The sequence below is a fragment of the Bradyrhizobium sp. 160 genome (genome assembly GCF_023073735.1).
Classification (GTDB): Bacteria; Pseudomonadota; Alphaproteobacteria; order Rhizobiales; family Xanthobacteraceae; genus Bradyrhizobium.
Genome location: NZ_JADPKD010000055.1, coordinates 159,022 through 182,052, shown reverse-complemented (window position 1 = coordinate 182,052; position 23,031 = coordinate 159,022). Strand labels below are relative to the sequence as shown.

Here is a 23,031-nt window from a genome sequence, read left to right as displayed (position 1 = left end):
CGGCGTGTCTCGACCCAATTGAAAGCAGCTTACCCAGCGCCGCCGGGTTCGCTGGTCAGGATTCGCCGATCACGCGAAACGGCCGTTTCGCGTGATCGGCCCATCCCCATCGAGAACACCTCCTCGATTTCGCGCCGCATGGTGTCGTGGCACTCGCAGGCGGCCGCCGCCAGTCGGGACCGGTCGATTTCGATCTGGCCTCTTCGATCAGAGATGATCGCAGCGGACGCGCGCAGATTGCGCATCAAGAGCGTCACCGTCGTTCGTCGGACACCGAGTATTTGCGACAGCTCCTGCTGGGTGAGCGGAAGGACGTCTTGGTCGACGCAGTCGCGCAACTGAAGCAGCCAACGCGACATGCGGGCTTCGACCGGATGCAGCGCATGGCAGGCCGAGCCGAGCTGAAACTGGATGAGCATCGCTCTAACGTGGCTCTGGATTGCGTGGCGGATCGCAGGGCTCCGGCCAAAAGCGGCGTGAAATCGCGACGCGGAAATCCGAGAGGCGGTGCCCGCCACCCGAACGATGGCGGTAATGGCCGAAGGCGACGGCCCCAGCACCGAAAGACTGCCTACGACCCCATCACGCCCGATCACTGCGGTTGCAACCGTCCGGCCATCCGCCATGTCGACCATCAGCGAGATGGCGCCGGCATGAGGAAAGAAGACGTAATCGACCTGCTCGCCCGCTCGCGAGAGCACCGCGTTGTGATCGAGGACGACCGTCTCCAGCTCGGGCGCCAGCAGATCGAAGTCTGATCGCGGAAGTGTTGCAAGAAGGCGGTTACCAAATCCGCCGGAAGCCATTACCACAGCGAAGCCGCGGTAACGCTTGCACCGCTTCCTCCATTCGAAGCGGCACCGAACAGCGATCTCAACATTTGTTTAAGTCTGCTTTCTCTACACGCACTGATATCCAATTCATTTTCCAGACGCCTTCGCTCTCAACAACAATCTCAACGCTCAACCGCGCAACTCCACGATTTCGATGCAAGTGCACCGCGGGCAGCAATGCAATTGCAAAATGCGCATGGGTAAAACCCTACGGCCAGACGGAATCCCAGAGTTCCACATGCTTCTTTTACTGTTGCGCATTGAGCAATCCCAGTTTCGCTCGACATGGAACAGATCAACTTATCGAATGTGTCTGCGAATTGCTGTCCTACGCCGCAAACGCACTCACGATCTGGATAGTCACAAGCTTAATCTCCTCGCACCAGGAGATGGCATTGCGCTGCCGCCAAGATGTGCACTGACCTCGCAAGCCGAGAGCATCAACAGCGAAACGGTTGTCGCGGAGCTACCTACGCTTCGGCCGATGTGGACGCGTTGATTGCGGCTTGTTCCAAGTACGGCCGTGGCAGCCTGACGCGACGCTTGCTCGCAATCGGCAGACGAGATCGTACAAGATCGCGAAGTCGGCGCCCATGTAGCAGCGGGGAACGTGGCTTCTGGGTTCCGGCTCTGCGCATCAACGCAAAGGGCGTTGCTGCTAATCCGGGACACGGGAGTGGGGTGCTGAGGTTTACGAGAAGAACGCGATCTTCTCGGCCTGGGTCATGCGGCGGATGGGCGCGAGCGGGTCGTTCGCCGGCGCGCGGGGCTTCTGCAAGATGCCGCTGGCGAGGATGGTGGCGCCGAGCGAGGGCTCCGGCAAGGACGCGGACAGCGGCGAGGGCATCGGCAGCGGCGCGGTTGGCGCTGCCGCGAATGTTGCCGTGGCCGCCATGGCCGGGGCCTGCTGCTCCATCACTTCGGCGGCAGCTTCCGCGATGGCGTCGGTGAGGCGCGCGAGCGACTCCATCGCGATCGGCGCGTCTGCGGGCTCTTCCTCGACCGCTGCGACGACCGGCTCTGGCGCGATCGGCTCCGGCAACTCCGCCGCAACGGGAGCTGCGACCTCGGCAGCTGCCGGCTCCGGAGCGACCGCTTCATTCTCCACCGGCTCGATGATCTCGTCGAAGTCGGAATCCGGCGCGGCCATCTCCAGCGCGATGGCCTCGAGGATGGCTTCGTCCTCGGCTTCCGCGGCGGCATCGAGCGCGAACGCATCGGTTGCTTCCGTCAAGGCGGCCGGTTCAGTGGCCGGCTCTTCAAACGAGGCGCCTTCAAGCTCGGCATCATCAGGCACGACATTGTCGAGCGCAGCGCTTTCGGGAGCGATCTGGCTTTCGGCGACGATCTCCGGCGCGACTGCGGTGTCCATGGCCCGCTCGGCAACGGCCGACGTCTCAGTGACGCCAGGTGCTTCGACCTCCGGAGTGGCTGCGATGTCCTGCGGCGCCTCCGTAGAAGCCACGGGGGCTTCGCTGGCCATCGCGCCAGGTGCGACTTCGGCAGGCGGCAGGTCTGCCGCAGACGACGGCGCCTCCTGCCTCGGAGCCGGCTCGTAAGGCGCCGCTTGGGGCGTTGCGCCGCCGTCGAGTTGCTCGAGCCGATCCCTCAGCAGATCGAAGGCCGCCTGGAGCTCGACGCGGGGGTCGATGGTCGAAATCTGTCCGCAGGCCGCCTCGATCGAGGCGAGCTGCGAATCAATGAGGTCGCAGATTCGCCCGTCGGCGCCGATCTCGCGCCAGCGCCAGGAGATCTCCTTGATGATACGCACCCCGCGCGGGATCGGCGCGAGGCTCGCCTCGATCGCGGCGGGATCGAACGCCGCGATCGCAATCGTCTCGGCCTCGCGAATGGCGCGGCGGATCTCGACCAGCGCCTCGGGCAGGCGGTCCTCGACGACGGGTTGTCGCTGTGCCGCAAGGGTTTCTTCGATCTTCGCAACCGCATCTAGCACCATGCGGGTGTCGGCATTGCGGTTGCGCTTGGCATATTCGCCGAGGAACCAGCGGCCGCGCGCGGTCTCCATGAAGGCTTCGCGGATCGCGTCGTAATCCTGCTCGTTCGGCTCGGCCGCGCGGGCAGACATGGGCGAAAGGGCGAATGCTTCGTTGGCCATGACAATCTCGTCGCGCAAATCACCGCGCGTTACTGTAACGATCACCACGATATCGACCGAATCGCAATTGGTTTGATGGCAGGCGAATCACAAATCCCCATCGCGGAAGCCAAGAAGCGGCGATTCGCCGTGAGCCTCGCCCTGTTCTATTCGGCCGTCTTCGCGGTCTCGGGCACGCATCTGCCGTTCTTCCCGGTGTGGCTGAAGGCGATCGGCGTCGACGCGGCCTGGATCGGCCTCATCAACGCGCTGCCGGCGATCACGCGCTTCACCACGCTGCCGCAAGTGACCGCCTTTGCCGAAAAGCGGCAGGCTATTCGCGCCGCCATGATGGTATCGGTGCTGGTGACGGCGATCGGCTTTACCGCGGTCGGCTTGCAGCAGCAGCCGCTGGCGCTGTTCCTGATCTATGCGCTGACCTGCATGATGTGGACGCCGACGATGCCGCTGACCGATGCCTACGCGCTGCGCGGTGTCGCGCGTTACGGGCTCGATTACGGGCCGTTGCGGCTGTGGGGCTCGGCGGCGTTCGCCGCAGGCTCGCTCGCCTGCGGCTATCTCGTCGACAGCATCGCGCCGCGTGATCTGATCTGGGTCATCGTCGCATGGACCGTAGTCGCGGTTCTCGCCAGCCTGCTGCTTCAGCCGCTCGACGAGGTCAGGCGCAGGACCGCCGAGACGCATGCCGGCAAGGCCTTGCTGCGCGATGGCGGCTTTTGGGCGATCATCGCCTCGGCGGCGCTGATCCAGGGCAGCCACGTCGCCTATTACACCTTCTCGGCCATCAACTGGCAGCTCCAGGGTCTCGGCGGGCTGACGATCGCGGCCCTGTGGACGCTGGGTGTGATCGCGGAGATCGTCGTGTTCGCCCTTTCGCCGCGCTTCTCGCTGCATCCGTCCACGATGATGGCGATCGGGGGGCTCAGCGCGGTGGTGCGCTGGATCGTCACCGCCAACGAGCCGCCGCTGGCGCTGCTCGCGATCGTGCAACTCGGCCACGGTCTCACCTTCGGCATGACCATCGTCGGCACCATGAATCTCCTGGTGCAGCGCGTGCCGCCGCACCAGATCGCGCGGGGACAGGGCTACTACGCCGCGTGCAACGGTCTATTGGGCGCAACGACCTCGATCGCGTCAGGCGCGATCTACGCCCGCATCGGCGACGGCCTGTATTACGTCATGGCCGCGATGGCCGCTGCCGGTGCGCTGGTGATCTGGTCGGCGCGGCACCGGCTCAAGTCTCATCCCCAGAGCGAAGCGTCCGGCGGGTAAACCAGGCTGTCGTCATAACGCAGGCCGTGATCGCGATCGCGCGCCAGCAGCAGCGGGCCGTCGAGATCGACGAAGCGCGCCTGCGGCGTCACCAGCATCGCAGGCGCCATCGACAGTGAGGTCGCGACCATGCAGCCGATCATGATCTCGAAGCCGAGCGACTGCGCGGCATCGGCCATGGCCAGCGCCTCGGTGAGGCCGCCGGTCTTGTCGAGCTTGATATTCACGGCGTCGTAGCGCGCACGCAGGGGCTCGAGCGACGAGCGGTCGTGCACGCTCTCGTCGGCGCAGACCGTGACCGGACGCTTGATCCGTGCCAGCGCCTCGTCCTTGCCGGCGGGCAGCGGCTGCTCCACGAGCGTGACGCCGACGTCGGCGCAGGCGGCAAGATTGTGCTCCAGATTGGCCTCGCTCCAGCCCTCGTTGGCGTCGACGATCAGCTCGGATTCGGGGGCGGCCTTGCGCACCGCCGCGATCCGCGCCGGATCGTCTTCGCCGCCCAGCTTGATCTTGAGCAGCGGCCGGTGTGCGGCCTTGGCGGTTGCCGCGGCCATGCTCTCGGGCGTGCCGAGGGAGATGGTGTAGGCGGTCGTACGCTCGCCGGGCTCCGGGCGGCCCAGCAGGTTCCAGGCGCGCAGGCCGGCCACCTTGGCCTCGAGGTCAATCAGGGCGCAATCTAGCGCGTTACGAGCCGCCCCAGGCGGCATTGCCGCCTGGAGGGCCTGCCGCGTCAGCCCGCCCGCCACGGCCTGCTGCATGGCCTGAATGGCGCCGAGCGTCGCCTCCGGAGTCTCGCCGTAGCGGGGGTAGGGCACGCACTCGCCGCGGCCGGTCAGCCCGTCCTGACTGACCTCCGCCACGACGGTCACGGCCTCGGTCTTGGCCCCCCGGCTGATGGTAAAGCTGCCGGCAATCGGAAAGCGTTCGATTCGTGCCGCCAGGGAGACAAGTTTGCTGGAAGTCATTTTGAACTCTGGCGAAATCTGAACCTGCTGGTTACCTGTAGCAACTAATAGTGGCCAGTTGGGGATACCTTCTCTAGGTAAGGGCGCGTGCGCAACCTTCTGTTTTCCTCCGTCCCGGCAGGGGAGCGGACATCTTGAGCGGCGATCCGAAGCTGGAACGGGTTGCCAAGGGCAATGCGCTTGCACTCTGCGCCACCGGGACCTGGACCGCGAGCTTCGCGCCGGTCCTGGAGCGGCTGGTGGCCGATGCCGAGCAGCTCGCCGGCAACCCCCAAAGCATTTTCATCGACGTCTCCGAGGTCGCCAAGCTCGACACGTTCGGCGCCTGGCTGATCGAGCGGCTGCGCCGCAGCCTGACGAAAGGACCTGTCGAGGCCCAGATCGCGGGGCTCTCCGCCAATTATTCGAGCCTGGTGGACGAGGTGCGGCGGGTCAGGGCGACGCCCGTGGTCGACGGCAGCACGATCACCATCATCGGCATGCTGGAGCAGATCGGCCGGGCGGTCGCCGGCGTTGCCGGTACGATGGCGGGCCTCGTCGACATGCTCGGCGCGGTGCTCGCCGCGGGCTTTCGCGTCCTGATCCACCCGCGCTCGTTCCGCCTGACCTCGACCGTGCACCACATGGAGCAGGTCTGCTGGCGCGCGGTGCCGATCATCGTGCTGATCACCTTCCTGATCGGCTGCATCATCGCCCAACAAGGCATCTTCCATTTCCGCAGGTTCGGCGCCGATATCTTCGTCGTCGACATGCTCGGCGTGCTGGTGTTGCGCGAGATCGGCGTGCTGCTGGTCGCGATCATGGTCGCCGGCCGCTCGGGCAGCGCCTACACCGCCGAGCTCGGCTCGATGAAGATGCGCGAGGAGATCGACGCGCTGCGCACCATGGGGTTCGACCCGATCGAGGTGCTGGTGCTGCCGCGCATGATGGCGCTCGTGATTGCGCTGCCGATCCTCGCTTTCCTCGGCGCGATGGCCGCGCTCTATGGCGGCGGGCTCGTCGCCTGGCTTTATGGCGGTGTCCAGCCGGAGGCCTTCTTGTTGCGGCTGCGCGACGCCATCTCGATCGATCATTTCATCGTCGGTATCGTCAAGGCACCCGTGATGGCCGCGGTGATCGGCATCGTCGCCTGCGTCGAAGGGCTTGCCGTGCAGGGCAGCGCGGAATCGCTCGGACAGCACACGACCGCGTCGGTGGTGAAGGGCATCTTCTTCGTCATCGTCATGGACGGCATCTTCGCCATCTTCTTCGCCTCGATCGGGATGTGACGATGGCAGGCGAGATCCAGAACCCCATCATCCAAGTCCGCGATGTCACCGTGCAGTTCGGCGCAACGCGCGTGCTCGATGGCCTCAACCTCGACGTCAAGCGCGGCGAGATCCTTGGCTTCGTCGGTCCCTCGGGCGCCGGCAAATCGGTGCTGACGCGCACCATCATCGGCCTCGTGCCGAAGGTCGCAGGCTCCATCGAGGTGTTCGGCGTCGACCTCGATTCCTCCAGCACGTCGCAACGGCGAAATGTCGAGCGGCGCTGGGGCGTGCTGTTTCAGCAGGGCGCGCTGTTCTCCTCGCTCACGGTGCGGCAGAACATCCAGTTTCCGATGCGCGAATACTTGCGCGTGTCGCAGCGGCTGATGGACGAGATCACCATGGCCAAGCTGGCCATGGTCGGTCTCAGGCCGGAAGTTGCCGAGCGCTTCCCGTCCGAGCTCTCCGGCGGCATGATCAAGCGCGTGGCACTCGCCCGTGCACTGTCGCTGGATCCGGATCTCGTCTTCCTGGACGAGCCGACCTCGGGCCTCGATCCGATCGGCGCCGGCGACTTCGACGAGCTGGTCAGGACGCTCCAGCGCACTTTGGGACTGACCGTTTTCATGGTAACGCACGACCTCGATAGCCTTTACACAGCATGTGACCGCATCGCCGTTCTAGGAAACGGTAAGATCATTGCAGCAGGGTCGATCGCCGACATGCAGGCCTCGCAGCATCCCTGGCTGAGACAATATTTCCATGGCAAGCGCGCCCGCGCGGTGATGGGCTGAGGTGCCGGAGTAGCTGATGGAAACGCGCGCAAATTACGTGCTGATCGGATCGTTCACGCTGGCGGTGATCGCCGCTGCGATCGGCTTCGTGCTGTGGTTTCAGTCGCTGCACACCACCAAGCAGCGCAGCCCCCTGCGCGTCGTGTTCGAGGGCCCCGCGGCGGGCTTGCGCAACGGCGGCAGCGTCAATTTCAACGGAATTCGGGTCGGTGAGGTGGTCTCGGTGAAGCTGGACAACCCGCGGCGGGTTGTCGCACTCGCCATGATCGAGAACAACGCCCCGATCCGCAAGGACACGCTGGTCGGGCTCGAATTCCAGGGCCTCACCGGTGTAGCCGCCATCTCGCTCAAGGGCGGCGACGAGGACGCGGCCCCGCCGCCGCTCGACCAGGACGGCATCCCGACGCTGACGGCGGATCCCAACAAGCTCCAGGACGTCACCGAGGCGATCCGCGGCACGCTCCAGAACATCAACAAGATCGTCGCCGACAATCAGGAATCGGTGAAGAACTCGCTGAAGAATTTGGAGACCTTCACCAACTCGCTCGCCCGCAACTCCGAGAAGATCGATGGCGTGATGGCCAAGGTCGACGGCGTGATGCTCAAGGCCGACAATCTCATGCTCGGCCTCAACACGCTGGCCGGCGGCAAGGACGGCGGCGAGCTGTTCCAGGCGGTGAAGTCGATCCGCGAACTGGCCGAGGATTTCGACAAGCGCTCCGGCGCGCTGATGAGCGATGGCCGCCGCACTCTCGGCGACATCAGCCGCGCCGTGAACAACTTCGACCGCAACCCGACCCGCGTCCTGTTCGGCGCCAGCAACTCATCGCAACCCGCCCCGCCGCCCGAGCCGCCAAAGCCGACGGCGAGCGAGCGCAGACGATAGTTGGCGAGGCGTTCGCGTGTCGCTCACCATCGTATTGTGAGCGCCAGGTCTCGTGTCCCGGACGCGCTGCAACGACCTTAGCGTTGCTGCGCAGAGCCAGGACCCAGAAGGCAACACGGTGTGATGTGCGACATTGGCCCCGGCTCTGCAGCGCACCGCCGAAGAGGCGCTACGCTGCGTCCGGGGCACGACAGCGAGGATGTCGCCCAAAACCAAAACGGAGGCCGTGAGGCCTCCGTTTTCATCCGCTAATCGGTGACGCTACGAGCCGCTCACCCGAGCCGTCCCGCCGCGTGGGCCAGCAGCGTGTAGACCAGCCCCGTCTCCGAGGTCAGGTGGCTGTGCAGCTCCTGCGGGCCGCGGCCGTCGCGGGCGACTTCGTCGAGCAGGCGCTCGAACTCCGCGATGTAGCGGTCGACCGTCCCCTTGAAGTTGCGGTCGGCGCGATACTTGCGGGCGACCTCGTCGAAGGCCTTCTGGCCGGCGGGCGTGTAGAGGCGCTTGGTGAAGGCCTTGTTCTCGCCGCGCTGGTAGCGGTCCCACATCTCGGCGGCGAGGTTGCGGTCCATCAGCCGGCCGATGTCGAGCGACAACGATTCCAGCGGATTGCCACCACCTTGCAGCGCCTGCGGCTGCGGAGCGGGTGCCGCGCGGCCGCGGGGAGCCTCACGGCCGGCCGAGGCGGCAGGACCCGTGTCGGCGCGGTTGAGCAGGTCCGACAGCCAGCCGTCGCGGCCCTGGTCATTGCCGGCAGGCGCGACCGACGGCGCTTCGGTGCGGCGCGCAGCCGGCATGCCGAGATCCGGCGGCGGCAGCGTCGAGGCGCTGCCGGTGTCGCGCATGCGGGTCTCGGTGGCGCGGCCTGCGACTGCGGCCAGCACCGCCGGCTCTTCCTGGCGCTGCACGCTGCCGCGGCTCGTCGTGGTGACGTCGAGGCCGCGGCCATGCTGGGCTACGATGCGGTTGAGCTCGGCGAGCGCCTCGATCTGGTCGACGATCACCTTGCGCATTTGCGCGGTGCTTTCGGCGGCCTCCTGCGGCATCTCGAGTACGCCGCGGCGCAGCTCGTTACGGGTGGATTCGAGCTCGTTGTGCATCTCGAGCGCCATCTGCTTCATGCTTGCGACCAGATTGCTGAAGCGCTCGGTCGACTGCTTGAACATCGCATCCGCCTCGTCGGTGGTCTGGCGATAGATGTCGTGCATGGCTTCGATGGTCTGGCGGTGCTCCTCTTCGGACGCCGCGCGCACCGCCTCGAACTGGCGGGTGATTGCGGCAGAGCCTGCGCCGGCGGTCTCGGCGACGACGCGGGCGATGTCGCGGGCACGCTCTTCGGCTGCGGCCAGCGATTCATCGAGCAGGCCGGTGAAGCGCGACAGGCGCTGGTCGAGATCGGCCGTACGCAGGTCGATTGTGGTGACGAGCGATTCCAGCGCCTGCTTGCGCTCGGCGAGCGAGGCGGTGGTGTTCTTGTTACTCTGCTCGACGACCTGCGCGGCCTCGACAAGCGCCTTGCCATGCTTGTCGAATTGGGTCGACAGCTCGCCGAGGTCCTGGAGCGCCTTCGTGGTCTTGCTGTTGAAGACGTTGAGCTGGTCTTCCAGGTTCTGCGTCGCGGCGCCGTTGCGCGAGGTGACGTCGTTCATCGCCGAGACGAAGTCGGCGACGCGCGTCACCAGCGCCCGCTCGAGCGAGTTGAGGTTGTCGTGCGCACCGGTCAGCACCTCCTGAAGCAGGATGTTGCCTTCGCGCAGCCGCTCGAACAGCGCCACCGTGTCGGTGCGTAGGATCTTGCTGGTCTCCTGCATCTCGGTCACGGCCGCGATCGAGACCTGGCGCGACTGGTCGATCGCCGAGCGCGAGGCCTGCTCGAGGTCCTTGAGCGACTTGCCGACCGCGCCGGTGGCGATCTCGCTCGCCGTATTGATGGCGCGGGCGACTTCCGAGCCGTTGCCCATCATAGTCTGCGAGAAGGCCTGGCCGCGCGTCTCGATCGACTTCAGCGCGTCGGAGGTGACGCGATCAATGTCGAGCGTGAGCTGGTTGGTCTGGGAGCCGATCGCGTCGACCAGGGCGCCGCGCTTGGCGTCAATCATGTTCGACAGACGGTCGGCCTGCTGCTGCACATAGGTGACGATCTCGTCGGTCTTACCGGTCATGGCCTGGCCGAAGCTGCTGCTGGCGGCGAGCACCGAGCGCTCGACGTCGGCCGAACTCGACTTGACCCGCGAGCTGGCCTCGTTAGAGGCGGATATCAGCGCGTTCTGGGCGCTGAGCGCGCTGGTCTGGATGTCGTTGGTCGCGTTCGCGGCGGCTGCGCTCAGTGTACGCTCGATCTCGGTCGAGATTGTGCGGATCTGGCTCGCGGCATCCGCCGAGGTCGAGGTCAGCGAGGTCTGCGCCTCACGCGCGCTGTTGAGGATCGTCGAGGCGGTGTCGGCGCCGACCGCGGTCAGCGTGCGCTCGATATCCGTGGTCAGCGACTTGATCTGGCTCGCCGCGTCGGTCGAGGCGGAGATCAGCGTGCCCTGGGCCTCGCGGATACCGCTGGTGAGCGCTTCGATGGTGGCGCCGCCAGCGGTTGCCAGCGCGCGCTGCATCTCGGCCGCGAGCGAACGCACCTGGCTGGTCTGCTCGGCCGAGACCGTGAGCAGGGTGCTCTGGGCGTCGCGGGCGCTGGTGGTGATCGTCTCGGCGGTCGACTGGCCGACCTGCGAGAGCGAACGATGCACTTCGGCCGCGAGCGACTTGACCTGGCTCGCTGCATCCGAGGACGCCGTGACCAGCGTGCTCTGGGCCTCGCGGGCGCCGCTCATGATGGTCTCGGCGGTCGAAGTGCCCGCCATCGAGAGCGAGCGCTGCACATCGGAAGACAGCGCCTTGATCTGGTTGGCGGTCTCGGTCGAAGCCGCGATCAGCGCGCCCTGCGCATCGCGGGCGCCGGCGACGATCGCCTCCGCTGTGGTGGTGCCGGCCAGCGACAGCGAACGCTGCACGTCGGCGGTGAGCGTCTTGACATGGTTGGCCGCATCCGAAGAGGCGGTGACGAGCGTGGTCTGCACCTCGCGGGCGCCGGCCAGGATCGAGGCCGCGGTCGCCGAGCCCGCTGCGGACAGCGTGCGTTCGACGTCGGCCGCGAGCCCCTTGATCTGATTGGAGGCATCGCCCGATGCGGCGACCAGGGTTGACTGCGCCTCGCGGGCGCTGGTCAGGATCGAGTTCGCAGCACCGGTGCCGACCGCGGTCAGCGCGCGCTCGACCTCGGACGAGGTCATCTTGAGCTGGGCGTTGACATCGGAGGAGACCGTCAGCAGCGACTGCTGAGCGGTGCGCGCGCCGGTCTGGATGGTCTCGCTGGTGTTGACGACGAGGTTGGTGAGCGAACGTTCGGCGTCCTCGACATGCGAGCGGATCGCGGTCGAGATCATCTCGGCGCGGGACATCATGTCCTCGCTGGCCTGGCGTCCGCTGCTCTCGATGCGGCCGGCGACCGCCTCGACGCGCGAGCCGAGCAGGTCCTCGAACTGCGCCACGCGCACGTCGATGTCGCTCGCGACCGAGCCGACCTTGGTCTCGATGGCGTGGTGGATCTCCTGGAAGCGCGCCGTGACCGTGTCGGTCAGATGCACGGTGCGGCCGTCGATGACCTCGGTGACGCCGGTGATGCGGCGGTCGACCGCCTCGATCGCCTGCGCGGTGCCGTCCGTGAGGGTCGAGGTCAGCAGCGTGAGGCGCGTGTCGATCGACTGCACGGCCTGCGAGGCGCCGTTCGTCACCGCGGAGGTCAGGTAAGTGAGGCGGGAGTCGATGGATTCGAGCGCCTGCGAGGCGCCGCCCGTCAGCGTCGTCGTGAGATGCGTCAGCCTCGTGTCGATCGACTGGATGGTCTGCGATGCGCCGTCGGTCAGAGAGGTGGTGAGGTGGTTAAGGCGCGCGTCGAGGGTTTCGATGGCCTGCGATGCGCCGCTGGTCAGCGAGGTCGTGAGGTGGGTGAGGCGGCTATCGATCGACTGGATCGCTTGCACGGCGCCATCGCTCAGCGACGTCGCCAGCGTATTGATGCGGCCATCGATGGTTTCGGTCATGGACCTGGCTCGGGTGTCGAACGACTGTTCGAGCGCGGCGACGCGGCCGACGAGCTGCTGGTCGAAGGTCCTGATGTGGCCTTCGATCGTGCCGTCGAGGCTGGCGATCTTGCCGTCCAGCGAGGCGTCGAGATTGCTGACACGTTCCCCGATCGTGGTCTCGAATTGCACCAGCCGCTGGTCGAGCACGGCCGTGATCTGGCCGCCGTTCGACGTGAAACGGGTGTCGAAATTGTCGACATAGGTCTTCAACGTCTCGGCGATGTCCTGCGTGCGCTGGCCCATGCGCTCGACGATCTCGCCGCCGAAGGTCTTCACGGTGCGGTCGAACTCGGAGATGTGGCGCGTGATCAGCGCGCCGAGCGTGCCGGAATCGCGGGCGAACTTCTCGACCAGCTCGGTGCCCTGGTTCCTGACGAGCTCGTCGAAGGCGCTCATCTGGAGCGACAGCGAGTCGTGCGCGGTCTCGGTCTGGCTGACGACCTTGGCGACCAGGTTGTTGACGGTGGCGTCCAGCGCCTCGCTCGCCTTGTCGCCGCTCGTCATGATCTGGCCGGCGAGCCGGTTGCCGGCATCGTCGATCTTGGCGGAGATGTCGTTGGAACGCAGCTCAAGCTCGAGCAGCAGCGAGTCCGACGAATTCTTCAGGGAATCATGCACCAGCTCGGTGCGCTCGGAGATGCCGTCGACGATCGCGGCGGAGCGCTGCTCGAACTCGCCGGTGATGCGGTCGATGCGCTCGTTCAGCATCTCGTGGACGCGGTCGGCGAGATCGACGAACTCGTCGTGGACGTGGCCGGTCTTGAAGTTGAGGCTGGTGGTCAGCCGCTCGCTGGCGTCGAGCACGGCGCGCGTGGTCTCGTTGCTGGCCTCCTCGAGGCGATCGAGCAGGTCGCCGCCGCGCTCACCGAGCGCCAGGATCATGTTGTCGCCGGCATTGCTCAGGGCCTGGGTGATGTGGGCGCCGCGCTCTTCCAGCGCGCCGGTGATGGACTTGGCGACCTCGTCGACGCGCGAGGCGATCGCGTCCGAGATCAGCGCGATGTCGTGGCGCAGGTCGATCTGCACCCCGGAGATGGCGCTGCGGACCTGCTCGGCCTGGCCGACCAGGTTGTCGCGCTGATGCGCGATGTCCTGGAGCAGGGCGCGGATGCGCACCTCGTTGTCGGAATAGGCCCGCTCGAGCGCCGCGACCTCGTTGGCGACCAGCGTCTCGAGCTCGCCGGCGCGCGCGATGGCGCGCTCGATGCCGTCGCCCATCGCTGCGACCTCACGGCGGATCGCCTGGCCGACGGTGACCATGGAGTCAGAGGCCGAGCCTTCCGGCTCGGAGAAGCGGATCGCGACCTGCGCCATCGCCTGCGCGATCATGCGCATTTCCTGGCCGCGCCAAACGAGGCTCGCCAGGAAGTAGAACAGCATGATGGGCGCGAAGAACATCGCGATCAGGCCGGCAACGACGAGCACGCCGCCGCTCTGGCCCATGGCGGCCTGGATCGAGGGCAGGAAGCCGAATGTCAGCGCGGCGCAGGCGGCGAGCCAGACGCCGGCGAAGATGGTGGCGAAGGTGTAGACGTTGCGGGCAGGGCGGCCCCTCTGAAGCGCCTGGAGCAACTGGCCGATGGTCTCACGGTCATCATTGGCGGCGCGGCGGGAGGTGCGCGGCTCCTCGATCGGGTCGAACGCAGTTGCGCGTTCGTTGGCGGCGGGGCGCGACTCGAAGCTCGGCTCGTCGAAGACCGGAGGCGCGGGCGGCCCCACCGGAGGCACCGTCTCGTTGCGCATCGCGGCGTTGCGGCTGGTATCCGCAGCGGTGTCACTAATGTTAAGGGCTTCCTGGATCGCAGAAAGCGCAACTTCTGTGGGGTCTTTGGCCTTTTTCGGAGTGTTCGCCATGTTCAGTCCGAGCCCTCGTTACTTGTACGCGTCCCCCCGCGAGCCCTGCGCGATACGCAAGCCCACAGACCGGATCATGCCGCTTGCGCGGATCTCCGAGCCGTCCCCACCCGGACGGCTTGTCCGCCAATTTCTGCAACATCCTATTGGCAGAGCGTCGCGAATGAAATGGCTGCGATTAAGACAATGTTAATCATCGTTAACAGGATCGCGCCGTAACGCCTTAGCACTAAATGCAATTCTCCACCGAACTCGGCCGATTGCGGCAACTTCTCGTCAACAAATCGGCGGAATTGCGTAAAACGGCCCAAACATTTCGTTAACCATTTTCATGCTTGGGTGGGAGGAACCTGACCGCCGGACCGGCGGGACGATCGCGCGCTGCCGGGGCCTGGGTCATGACGCCTGAACTGCAACGGATGGACTGGATGCCCTCGCCCCCGCTTGCACCCATCGACAGTCCGCTCGACCTCGATCACCTTGCCCGCATGACGCTCGGCGATGCCGAGCTGGAACGGGAAGTGCTGGCGATGTTCGCCGAGCAGGCGGTCCGCCTGGTTGCAGCGATGACGGCGCTGCCGGCCGAGGCGGGCGCACTGGCCCACAAGCTCAAAGGCTCGGCACGAGGGATCGGCGCCTTTGCCGTGGCCGATGCCGCAGGCAGCCTGGAGACCGCGATCCGCACCGGCCATGGTCGGCCCCACGCCCTTGCTGCCTTGAAAGAGGCGGTCACCGAGGCTCGCGCCGCCATCGAGGCGATGCTGAAGCCTTAAGGCGCGTACTGTCAGAACCGGGTTCTACTCTTTTGTTTTGACGCGTTTTCTTCCCGCGAAGCGGGATTCACCGCGCGCCGAAAACGCTATGGCGCCGGGCTGACCGACCCGTTATAGGACAGGCCGGGACCCCTCCTTCATTCCAAGCACCGCGGCAGCACGAGCACACATGGCCAAGATTCACTTTGTCGACCACAAGGGCGAAACCCGCACGGTGGAAATCGAGAACGGCGCAACCGTGATGGAAGCCGCCATCCGCAACAGCATTCCGGGCATCGAGGCCGAATGCGGCGGCGCTTGTGCCTGCGCGACCTGCCATGTCTATGTCGACGAAGCCTGGCGCGAGAAGGTCGGCAACCCGACGCCGATGGAAGAGGACATGCTCGACTTCGGCTTCGACGTGCGCCCGAACTCGCGCTTGTCCTGCCAGATCAAGGTCTCCGACGAACTCGACGGGCTCGTCGTCGCGACGCCGGAACGCCAGGCCTGATCCACTCGATTAGGTAACTATGTCCTCGCCGGCGCGACCTCGATGCCGCGCTTGTGCCAGGGTCTCAGCTTTGCGATCACTTCCGCTGTGAGCGGCGTCGGCCGCCGCGACGCTTCGTCGATCATCACGCCGACCGAATTCGCCGACGCGATGCACTTTCCTTGCGAGAATACGACCTGCTCGAAGGTCACCGACGTTCGTCCGAGCTTGACCACGCCGAGGCCGAGCTCGATGGTGTTCGGCCAGTGCAGCTCGGCGCGGAAATGGATGTCGAGCCGCACCATGATCCAGGCAAGACCCGGCGGCGTCAGCCCATATTCCGGGAGCTTCATCAGCGTGACACGGCCGGTCTCGAAATAGGTGGCGTAGACGGCGTTGTTGACGTGCTGGTTGGGATCGAGATCGCCGAAGCGCACGTTGTCGCTGAGGCGATATGGGTAGTCTTCCAGGCGCGGCGTCGTATCGAGGTGGCTTGGTGCGTTCACCGATTGATCTCCGTCATATCCTTGCTCGTTACAGCCCAGTTAGTTTGACCCGGCAAGTGGGTGCGGCTGCGGGGCGCTCCCGCTTTTATGCCTTCCCTGATCCATCCCCGTTGGCTAGACAGGCAGGGTCACCCTCGGCCTAAGGGACGCCGTCCAACCGGTAACGACCGATAAAAGAGACGACATGAGCGACGTGATCAAAACCGATGTGCTGATTATTGGCGCCGGCCCGTGCGGTCTGTTCGCCGCCTTCGAGCTTGGCCTTCTCGACATGAAGGCGCATTTCGTCGACATTCTCGACAAGGTCGGCGGCCAATGCGCCGAGCTCTATCCGGAAAAGCCGATTTACGACATTCCCGGCATTCCCCAGGTCTCGGGCCAGGGGCTGACCGAGGCGCTGATGCAGCAGATCAAGCCGTTCCATCCGACCTTCCATCTCGGCGAGATGGTCGAGACCGTGGAGAAGATCGGCGATCCTGCATTCCGCTGCACCACCGATGCCGGCAAGGTGTTCGAATGCAAGGTGGTGGTGATCGCGGCCGGCGGCGGCTCGTTCCAGCCCAAGCGCCCGCCGGTCCCGGGGATCGAGGCCTATGAAGGCACTTCAGTGCACTACGCCGTGCGCAAGATGGAGACATTTCGTGACAAGAGCGTGCTGATCGTCGGCGGCGGCGATTCCGCGCTGGACTGGACACTCAATCTGCATCCACTTGCCAAGCGCATCACGCTGCTGCACCGGCGCGACGAGTTTCGCGCCGCGCCCCACAGCGTCGAGCAGATGCGCGCGCTGGTCGCAGGCGGCAAGATGGATCTGCGGCTCGGCCAAGTCACGGCGCTCTCCGGCATTGATGGCAAGCTCTCTGGTGCCACCATCAAGGGCAACGACAACACCATGACTGAAATTGCCTGCGACACCATGCTGCCCTTCTTCGGCCTGACCATGAAGCTCGGGCCGGTAGCGAACTGGGGCATCGCGCTGGAGAACAATCTGGTGCCGGTCGAGACATCCGCGTTCGAGACCAACGTGCCCGGCATCTTCGCAATCGGCGACATCAACACCTATCCCGGCAAGATCAAGCTGATCCTGTGCGGCTTCCACGAGGGGGCGCTGATGTCGCAAAAAGCCCATCGCTACGTCTATCCGGAGAAGCGGCTGGTGTTCCAGTACACGACCTCGTCCTCCAGTCTGCAAAAGAAGCTCGGCGTCAACTGAGCGGTTGGGGCCGGAAGGCCATGTCCCATGTTTCTGGTGCTGGAGCCGTTCGCGAAATCGCCGTACTCTGTGGCCATCCAGTCCTGGCTAGCAAGTGATTGGCATAGCAAGGTGATCTAATGCAGAATCTTCTTTCCAGCTCTCGGCTGCTCCCCTTCCTCGCGCTCGCGTTGTCGCTTTTTGCGGTGACACCGTCTGCGGCACAGACCGCCGAGCCCACGGCGGCGGGGCTCTGGCAGAAGGTCGAAGACGGCAAGACGGTCGGATGGTTTCTCTTCATCGACCGCAACGGCATCTTCGAAGGCGTGATCGCGAAGACCTTCCCGCGGCCCGGCGACGATCCGAACGAGGTCTGCAGCAAGTGCACGGACGACCGCAAGAACGCGCCGGTGCTCGGCATCTCCTTCGTCCGCAACATGAAGCGCGAAGGCTTGAAGTACGAAGGCGGCAATGTGCTCAATCCGCGCGACGGCCAGATCTGGAAAGCCAACATGAAGATCAGTCCCGATGGCCAGACCCTGACGCTGCGCGGCTATCTTGGCATCGCGCTGCTCGGTAAGGACGAGACCTGGACGCGGCTGCCCGATGCCAACATCGCGCAGATTGATCCTGCCATCGTGGCAAAATATCTCCCTGCGCAGGCCGCCGCCGCGAAGCCGGCGGCACCTGCGGCGAAGAAGGGCGGCGCGATGGTGGCGCCGGCGCCCAAGCAGTAAGGGCGCTTCACGCTGGGTATCATCCCGGCTGCTTTCCCATTCACTGGCGTCATCGGCCCGCAACCGGGTCTCGCCTTCGGCGAGCCCGATGATGGTGCGCATCCGCCGCAACGCGTCGATCATTCCGCCCTTCGCCAGTAGTTCCCCGGAATGCGTGCTGGCGCTGGAATTGCATAGCCTCCGCAAAGCTGTTGGGGGGTGAGTCGCTGTCCTTCACGCCTTTCGCCGAGCCGCGAAAGGCGAACGGCAGGCGTTGTCCCTCGCGGCGATGATTTCGATCCGCGGAGACGACATGAGATCTGCAACATCGCGTGCGGCCCCGCTGCTGGGCCTTATGACGCTGCTGGCCACATCGGCGCTGGCGCGCGACGACGGGCGCTACGCCAACTCGCCGCTAAAACCCTGGTTCGAAAGCCTGCACAGCGAGTTCGGACAATGCTGCACCGACGCCGACGGCTACGTCATCGCCGACGTCGATTGGGCGTCCGATCGCGGCCGCTACCGCGTGCGCATCGACAACGAATGGGTCGTGGTGCCCGACGGCGCGGTGATCACCGTGCCGAACAAGATCGGCCGCACCATGGTGTGGAAACACTATATCGACGGCCATCCGCGCGTGCGCTGCTTCATGCCGGGCAGCATGACGTGAACGCGGTAAGTCCTCGATGGGTAGCGGCGGTGAAAGGAAGACGAAACGCTTCAGGGTTCGGTTTCAAGATCGTTTCGTCGATCGCTTTCTTCAGGTCACCGGCGCCGGATTGAACAGCGTGAGATCGTTGTGGATGCCCCAGCGGTCCGACCACGGTTTTGTCCGGCCGCTGGCGACGTCGAGGATCAGGCGGAACAGGTCCCAGCCGGTTTCCTCGATGGTTTTCTCGCCGGTGGCGATGCGGCCGGCATCGAAGTCGATCAGGTCCTTCCAGCGCCGCGCGAGTTCGCTGCGGGTTGCGACCTTGATGACGGGGGCGGCCGCAAGGCCGTAGGGTGTGCCGCGGCCGGTGGTGAACACCTGCAGCGTCATGCCGGAGGCGAGCTGGAGCGTGCCGCAGATGAAGTCGGAGGCAGGAGTTGCCGCGAACAGCATGCCTTTCTGAGTCGCCTTCTCGCCGGGCGAAAGCACGCCGGTGATGGCGGACGATCCGGACTTGACGATCGAGCCCAGCGACTTCTCGACGATGTTGGCAAGGCCGCCCTTCTTGTTGCCGGGCGTGGTGTTGGCGCTGCGATCGGCGCCGCCGCGGGCAAGATAAGAATCGTACCAGGCCATCTCGCGCACCAGCGCGCGGCCGACGTCCTCGTTGATGGCGCGTCGCGTGAGCAGCTGGATGGCGTCGCGCACCTCTGTGACTTCCGAGAACATCACGGTGGCACCGGCACGCACCAACAGGTCCGCGGCGAAGCCGACGGCGGGATTGGCGGTGACGCCGGAGAACGCGTCGCTGCCGCCGCATTGCAGGCCGATCACGAGGTCGGAGGCCGGGCAGGTCTCGCGCTTGCGCGTGTTGAGCACCTTCAGCCGCGCCTCGGCCTGGGTCATGATCGCATCGACGATCGCACCAAAGCCATCGAAGGCCTCGTCCTGCATGCGCACGATCGCATCGCTGACGCCTTCCGGCACCAGCCGCTCCGGCGCGAGCTTCTCGCAGCCAAGCCCGACGACCAGAATCTCGCCGCCGAAATTCGGATTGAGCGCGATGTTCTGCAGCGTGCGGATCGGCACCACCGCGTCGGGCGCGGTGATGGCGACGCCACAGCCATAGGCGTGGGTGAGGGGGACGACGTCATCGACGTTCGGGTACTTCGGCAACAGCTCGGCGCGGATGCGTTTCACCGCATATTCCATCGTGCCCTTGACGCATTGCACGGAGGAGGAGATGCCGAGGATGTTCTTGGTGCCCACCGAGCCGTCGGGATTGCGATAGCCCTCAAAGGTGAAACCTTCGAGCGGCGGCAGCGGCGCGGGCACGGCCGTCGAGATTTCGAGCTTGTCGAGGGCAGGGGCTTCCGGCATGCGAATGCGCGCCTCATCCACCCATTCGCCGGCCAGGATCGGCGACAGCGCGTAGCCGATCACCTCGCCGTAGCGGATGATCGGCGCGTCTCGCGCGATGTCGACCAGCGCCGTCTTGTGCCCCTGCGGCACGAAGGCGCGCAGCGTCAGCCCGCAGGCAAAGCGGGTGCCGGCGGGAAGCCCGAAATCATTGACGACGATCGCAACATTGTCGCGCTCGTTGAGCTTGATGTAGCGGGGTTGCTCTTTCGCTGCGACTGACTGGTCCATACGCTTTCCTCAAGAACGGGAGAAGCCGTGCTTTCGCTCACCTCTCCCAAAGGGAGAGGTGGGCACCTACGCTTGCGACGCGATCCCGGCCTATCAGCCAGGGAAGGTATAAGCCGTCTTCACCGTGGTGTAGAACTCGCGCGCGTACGAGCCCTGCTCGCGGGCGCCGTAGCTCGAGCCCTTCCGCCCCCCGAACGGCACGTGATAGTCGACGCCGGCGGTCGGCAGATTGACCATCACCATCCCGGACTCGCTGTTGCGCTTGTAGTGCGAGGCGTATTTCAGGCTGGTGGTGCAGATGCCGGAAGCCAGGCCGAACTCGGTGTCGTTGGAGATCGCCAGCGCCTCTTCGTAGTTCTTGGCGCGGATCACGGCGGCGACGGGTCCGAAGATTTCCTCGCGCGCGATGCGCATATTGTTGTTGGCTTCGGTGAACAGCGCCGGCTGGAGGTAGTGGCCCGGCGTCTCGCGCTTGAGCAGCTCGCCGCCCCACGCAAGCTTGGCGCCCTCGTCCTGGCCGATCTTGATGTAGCGCAGGTCCTGATCGAGCTGGCTCTGGTCGACGACGGGGCCGATATGCACGCCGGCCTTGAGCGCGTCGTCCACCGACAGGCCCTTCAGGCGCTCGGCCATCGCGGCGACGAAGCGGTCGTGGATGCCTTCGGTGACGATCAGACGGGAGGAAGCGGTGCAGCGCTGGCCGGTCGAGAAATAGGCGCCGTTGACGGCGACCTCGACGGCGGTCTTGAGGTCGGCATCGTCGAGCACGACTAGCGGGTTCTTGCCGCCCATCTCGAGCTGGAACTTCTTCATCGGATTCGACAGCACGCAGGCCTGCGCGATCTTGCGGCCGGTCTGAACCGAACCGGTGAAGGAAATCGCGGCGACGTCCGGGTGTTCGAGCAGCGTCTGGCCGACCACGGAGCCGGAGCCAACGACAAGGTTGAACACGCCCGCGGGAATGCTGGAGCGGGTGATGATCTCGGACAGCGCGTGCGCCGAGCCCGGCACCAGCTCGGCCGGCTTGAACACCACCGTGTTGCCGTAGCAGAGCGCGGGCGCGATCTTCCAGGCGGGGATCGCTATCGGGAAATTCCAGGGCGTGATCATGCCGACGACGCCCATCGGCTCGCGGGTGAGCTCGACGTCGAGGCCGGGACGCACCGAGGCGCCCTTCTCGCCGATCAGGCGCAGCGCTTCGCCGGCGAAGAACGCAAAAATCTGGCCGGCGCGGGCGACTTCGCCGATGCCTTCCGGCAGCGTCTTGCCTTCCTCGCGCGCGAGCAGGCGGCCGAGCTCTTCCTTGCGGGCCAGGATTTCGAGAGAAATCTTGTTCAGCGCGTCATAGCGCTCCTGCGGCGTCGAACGCGCCCAGGCGGGGAAGGCGGCCTTGGCGGCGGCGATCGCCTTTTCGGTCTGCGCCTTGTCGGCCTTGGCATATTCGCCGACGAGGTCGTTGGTGTTGGAGGGGTTGATATTCCTGGTGACGCCGGAGCCGTCGACCCATTCGCCGCCGATGAAGTTCTTCAGGATCGCAGTCATGTATTCCTCCAAGTCATTAGGGGCATGATCCCTCTCGGAAAACCGGTACCCACTTTTCCGGAATCATGCCTGAGTTTCTTAGCGAACGAGGCAGGGACGCTTGTCGTCGAAGGTCCAGCCGGGGATCAGGTCCTGCATGGCAATAGCGTCATCCCGGGCGCCAAGTCCATGCTGCTTGTAGAGGTCATGCGCGGCGTCGATGGCGGCCCTGTCGATTTCGATACCCAGACCAGGTCTGTCCGGGACGGCAATCTTGCCGCCCTTGATCTGGAGCGGCTCCTTGGTGAGCGCCTGGCCGTCCTGCCAGATCCAGTGGGTGTCGATCGCGGTGACCTTGCCAGGTGCGGCGGCGCCGACATGCGTGAACATGGCGAGCGAAATGTCGAAATGGTTGTTGGAGTGCGAGCCCCAGGTCAGGCCATTGTCGCGGCAGGTCTGGGCGACGCGCACCGAGCCTTGCATGGTCCAGAAATGGGGATCGGCCAGCGGAATGTCCACCGCGCCGAGACGCAGCGCATGAGAAAGCTGCCGCCAATCGGTCGCGATCATGTTGGTCGCGGTCGGCAAGGCCGTGGCGCGGCGGAACTCGGCCATGATCTCGCGGCCGGAGAAGCCGGCCTCGGCGCCGCAGGGGTCCTCAGCGTAAGCGAGGATGCCGTGCATGTCCTTGCAAAGCCGGACAGCCTGATCGAGCGACCAGGCGCCGTTGGGATCGAGCGTGACGCGCGCGTTCGGGAAGCGTTTTGCGATGGCGGTGACGGCCTCGATCTCCTGCTCGCCGCGGAGCACGCCGCCCTTGAGCTTGAAATCGGCGAAGCCATAATGGTCGTGGGTGGCCTCCGCGAGCCGCACCACGCTCTCCGGCGTCATCGCCTCTTGGTGGCGGAGGTTGAACCATTCCGCCTTGCCGGTCTCGCCTTCCACATAGGGCAGGCGGGATTTGCGCCGGTCGCCGACGAAGAAGAGGTAGCCGAGCGTCTCGACGCTGTTGCGCTGCTGGCCCTCGCCGAGCAGCGCCGCGACGGACAGGCCCAGATGCTGGCCGAGCAAATCGAGCAGTGCGGATTCGATCGCTGTGACCGCGTGAATCATGACGCGCAGGTCGAACGTCTGCTTACCGCGACCGCCGGCATCGCGGTCGGCGAAAGTGGTGCGGACGTCGGCGAGGATGTTGTTCATGGCGCCGACGGTCTTGCCGATCACGAGATCGCGGGCGTCCTGGAGCGTTTGCCAGATCTTCTGCCCGCCGGGCACCTCACCGACGCCGGTATGACCGGAATTGTCGGTGAGGATGACGATATTGCGGGTGAAGAACGGCGCATGCGCGCCGCTCAAATTGAGGAGCATGCTGTCGCGGCCCGCGACCGGGATCACTTGCATCGATGTGACGACCGGTGCGCCAGAGATCTCCGTCTGGACCATCGCACGCTCCTCTCT

The 23,031-nt window shown here is 65.5% G+C and carries 17 protein-coding genes; 9 read left to right on the top strand and 8 right to left on the bottom strand.

What is annotated here, in order from left to right:
• Positions 1-29: 29 nt before the first annotated feature.
• Both IVA98_RS22605 and IVA98_RS22600 read right to left on the bottom strand, forming a co-directional pair.
• A complete protein-coding gene (locus tag IVA98_RS22605) occupies positions 30-806 on the bottom strand; it encodes a Crp/Fnr family transcriptional regulator (protein WP_247300179.1) in 777 nt (258 codons plus the stop codon).
• Between the two features lie 718 nt (positions 807-1,524).
• Positions 1,525-2,949: a hypothetical protein gene (locus tag IVA98_RS22600; RefSeq protein WP_247355537.1), complete on the bottom strand. Its 1,425-nt coding sequence runs from the start codon at positions 2,947-2,949 to the stop codon at positions 1,525-1,527.
• Between the two features lie 75 nt (positions 2,950-3,024).
• Here IVA98_RS22600 and IVA98_RS22595 point away from each other — a divergent pair, with 75 nt between their 5' ends.
• Positions 3,025-4,221 (top strand): MFS transporter, encoded by a 1,197-nt coding sequence (locus IVA98_RS22595; RefSeq protein ID WP_247300174.1) that lies wholly within the window; start codon positions 3,025-3,027, stop codon positions 4,219-4,221.
• Here the strand turns inward: IVA98_RS22595 and dgcA are convergent.
• On the bottom strand, positions 4,191-5,186 hold the full coding sequence (dgcA, locus tag IVA98_RS22590) for an N-acetyl-D-Glu racemase DgcA (protein ID WP_247300172.1): 996 nt from the start codon (positions 5,184-5,186) through the stop codon (positions 4,191-4,193). The genes IVA98_RS22595 and dgcA overlap by 31 nt on opposite strands.
• A 134-nt stretch (positions 5,187-5,320) precedes the next feature.
• On the opposite strand from dgcA, the gene IVA98_RS22585 reads away from it, so the two are divergent.
• From IVA98_RS22585 to IVA98_RS22575, 3 genes are read left to right on the top strand one after another with little or no spacing between them, the layout of a single operon-like run.
• Positions 5,321-6,454, top strand: coding sequence for an MlaE family ABC transporter permease (locus tag IVA98_RS22585; protein ID WP_247300170.1), 1,134 nt, complete (start codon positions 5,321-5,323; stop codon positions 6,452-6,454).
• Between the two features lie 2 nt (positions 6,455-6,456).
• The gene (locus tag IVA98_RS22580) at positions 6,457-7,227 is read left to right on the top strand and encodes an ABC transporter ATP-binding protein (RefSeq protein WP_247300168.1); all 771 of its coding nucleotides are present in this window, start codon (positions 6,457-6,459) and stop codon (positions 7,225-7,227) included.
• 16 nt (positions 7,228-7,243) lie between these two features.
• Positions 7,244-8,113, top strand: coding sequence for an MlaD family protein (locus tag IVA98_RS22575; RefSeq protein WP_247334396.1), 870 nt, complete (start codon positions 7,244-7,246; stop codon positions 8,111-8,113).
• A gap of 272 nt (positions 8,114-8,385) precedes the next feature.
• Here IVA98_RS22575 and IVA98_RS22570 read toward each other — a convergent pair whose 3' ends face one another.
• Positions 8,386-14,094 (bottom strand): apolipoprotein A-IV repeat region-like domain-containing protein, encoded by a 5,709-nt coding sequence (locus tag IVA98_RS22570; RefSeq protein ID WP_247355536.1) that lies wholly within the window; start codon positions 14,092-14,094, stop codon positions 8,386-8,388.
• A 398-nt stretch (positions 14,095-14,492) separates the two neighbouring features.
• Here IVA98_RS22570 and IVA98_RS22565 point away from each other — a divergent pair, with 398 nt between their 5' ends.
• Positions 14,493-14,867: an Hpt domain-containing protein gene (locus IVA98_RS22565; RefSeq protein ID WP_247300162.1), complete on the top strand. Its 375-nt coding sequence runs from the start codon at positions 14,493-14,495 to the stop codon at positions 14,865-14,867.
• Between the two features lie 169 nt (positions 14,868-15,036).
• Positions 15,037-15,357 carry a 2Fe-2S iron-sulfur cluster-binding protein gene (locus IVA98_RS22560; protein ID WP_247278705.1) on the top strand — a complete coding sequence of 107 codons (321 nt, stop codon included), beginning with the start codon at positions 15,037-15,039 and terminating at the stop codon, positions 15,355-15,357.
• A 17-nt stretch (positions 15,358-15,374) separates the two neighbouring features.
• On the opposite strand, the gene IVA98_RS22555 is transcribed toward IVA98_RS22560, so the two are convergent.
• Positions 15,375-15,842 (bottom strand): acyl-CoA thioesterase, encoded by a 468-nt coding sequence (locus tag IVA98_RS22555; protein WP_247278704.1) that lies wholly within the window; start codon positions 15,840-15,842, stop codon positions 15,375-15,377.
• Between the two features lie 184 nt (positions 15,843-16,026).
• On the opposite strand from IVA98_RS22555, the gene IVA98_RS22550 reads away from it, so the two are divergent.
• From IVA98_RS22550 to IVA98_RS22540, 3 genes are all read left to right on the top strand, one after another.
• The gene (locus IVA98_RS22550; protein WP_247278703.1) at positions 16,027-17,055 is read left to right on the top strand and encodes an NAD(P)/FAD-dependent oxidoreductase; all 1,029 of its coding nucleotides are present in this window, start codon (positions 16,027-16,029) and stop codon (positions 17,053-17,055) included.
• Positions 17,056-17,174: 119 nt separating this feature from the next.
• Positions 17,175-17,771: a DUF2147 domain-containing protein gene (locus IVA98_RS22545; RefSeq protein ID WP_247355535.1), complete on the top strand. Its 597-nt coding sequence runs from the start codon at positions 17,175-17,177 to the stop codon at positions 17,769-17,771.
• Between the two features lie 292 nt (positions 17,772-18,063).
• On the top strand, positions 18,064-18,420 hold the full coding sequence (locus IVA98_RS22540) for a hypothetical protein (RefSeq protein WP_247300156.1): 357 nt from the start codon (positions 18,064-18,066) through the stop codon (positions 18,418-18,420).
• Between the two features lie 90 nt (positions 18,421-18,510).
• Here IVA98_RS22540 and garD read toward each other — a convergent pair whose 3' ends face one another.
• From garD to gudD, 3 genes are all read right to left on the bottom strand, one after another.
• Positions 18,511-20,052, bottom strand: a complete 1,542-nt coding sequence (garD, locus tag IVA98_RS22535) for a galactarate dehydratase (protein ID WP_247300154.1) — start codon at positions 20,050-20,052, stop codon at positions 18,511-18,513.
• A 93-nt stretch (positions 20,053-20,145) separates the two neighbouring features.
• Complete coding sequence (locus IVA98_RS22530; RefSeq protein ID WP_247355534.1) at positions 20,146-21,594, bottom strand: aldehyde dehydrogenase family protein; 1,449 nt, start codon at positions 21,592-21,594, stop codon at positions 20,146-20,148.
• A 78-nt stretch (positions 21,595-21,672) separates the two neighbouring features.
• Entirely contained in the window at positions 21,673-23,016 is a 1,344-nt protein-coding gene (gene gudD / locus IVA98_RS22525) for a glucarate dehydratase (RefSeq protein WP_247355533.1), read from the bottom strand.
• Between the last annotated feature and the right edge of the window lie 15 nt (positions 23,017-23,031).

Coding starts and splice junctions, on each gene's coding strand:
- IVA98_RS22565 (WP_247300162.1), top strand. CDS start 14,493: ATGACGCCTGAACTGCAACGGATGGACTGGATGCCCTCGCCCCCGCTT.
- IVA98_RS22575 (WP_247334396.1), top strand. CDS start 7,244: ATGGAAACGCGCGCAAATTACGTGCTGATCGGATCGTTCACGCTGGCG.
- IVA98_RS22570 (WP_247355536.1), bottom strand. CDS start 14,094: ATGGCGAACACTCCGAAAAAGGCCAAAGACCCCACAGAAGTTGCGCTT.
- garD (WP_247300154.1), bottom strand. CDS start 20,052: ATGGACCAGTCAGTCGCAGCGAAAGAGCAACCCCGCTACATCAAGCTC.
- IVA98_RS22540 (WP_247300156.1), top strand. CDS start 18,064: ATGAGATCTGCAACATCGCGTGCGGCCCCGCTGCTGGGCCTTATGACG.
- dgcA (WP_247300172.1), bottom strand. CDS start 5,186: ATGACTTCCAGCAAACTTGTCTCCCTGGCGGCACGAATCGAACGCTTT.
- IVA98_RS22605 (WP_247300179.1), bottom strand. CDS start 806: ATGGCTTCCGGCGGATTTGGTAACCGCCTTCTTGCAACACTTCCGCGA.
- IVA98_RS22560 (WP_247278705.1), top strand. CDS start 15,037: ATGGCCAAGATTCACTTTGTCGACCACAAGGGCGAAACCCGCACGGTG.
- IVA98_RS22600 (WP_247355537.1), bottom strand. CDS start 2,949: ATGGCCAACGAAGCATTCGCCCTTTCGCCCATGTCTGCCCGCGCGGCC.
- IVA98_RS22550 (WP_247278703.1), top strand. CDS start 16,027: ATGAGCGACGTGATCAAAACCGATGTGCTGATTATTGGCGCCGGCCCG.
- gudD (WP_247355533.1), bottom strand. CDS start 23,016: ATGGTCCAGACGGAGATCTCTGGCGCACCGGTCGTCACATCGATGCAA.
- IVA98_RS22545 (WP_247355535.1), top strand. CDS start 17,175: ATGCAGAATCTTCTTTCCAGCTCTCGGCTGCTCCCCTTCCTCGCGCTC.
- IVA98_RS22595 (WP_247300174.1), top strand. CDS start 3,025: ATGGCAGGCGAATCACAAATCCCCATCGCGGAAGCCAAGAAGCGGCGA.
- IVA98_RS22580 (WP_247300168.1), top strand. CDS start 6,457: ATGGCAGGCGAGATCCAGAACCCCATCATCCAAGTCCGCGATGTCACC.
- IVA98_RS22530 (WP_247355534.1), bottom strand. CDS start 21,594: ATGACTGCGATCCTGAAGAACTTCATCGGCGGCGAATGGGTCGACGGC.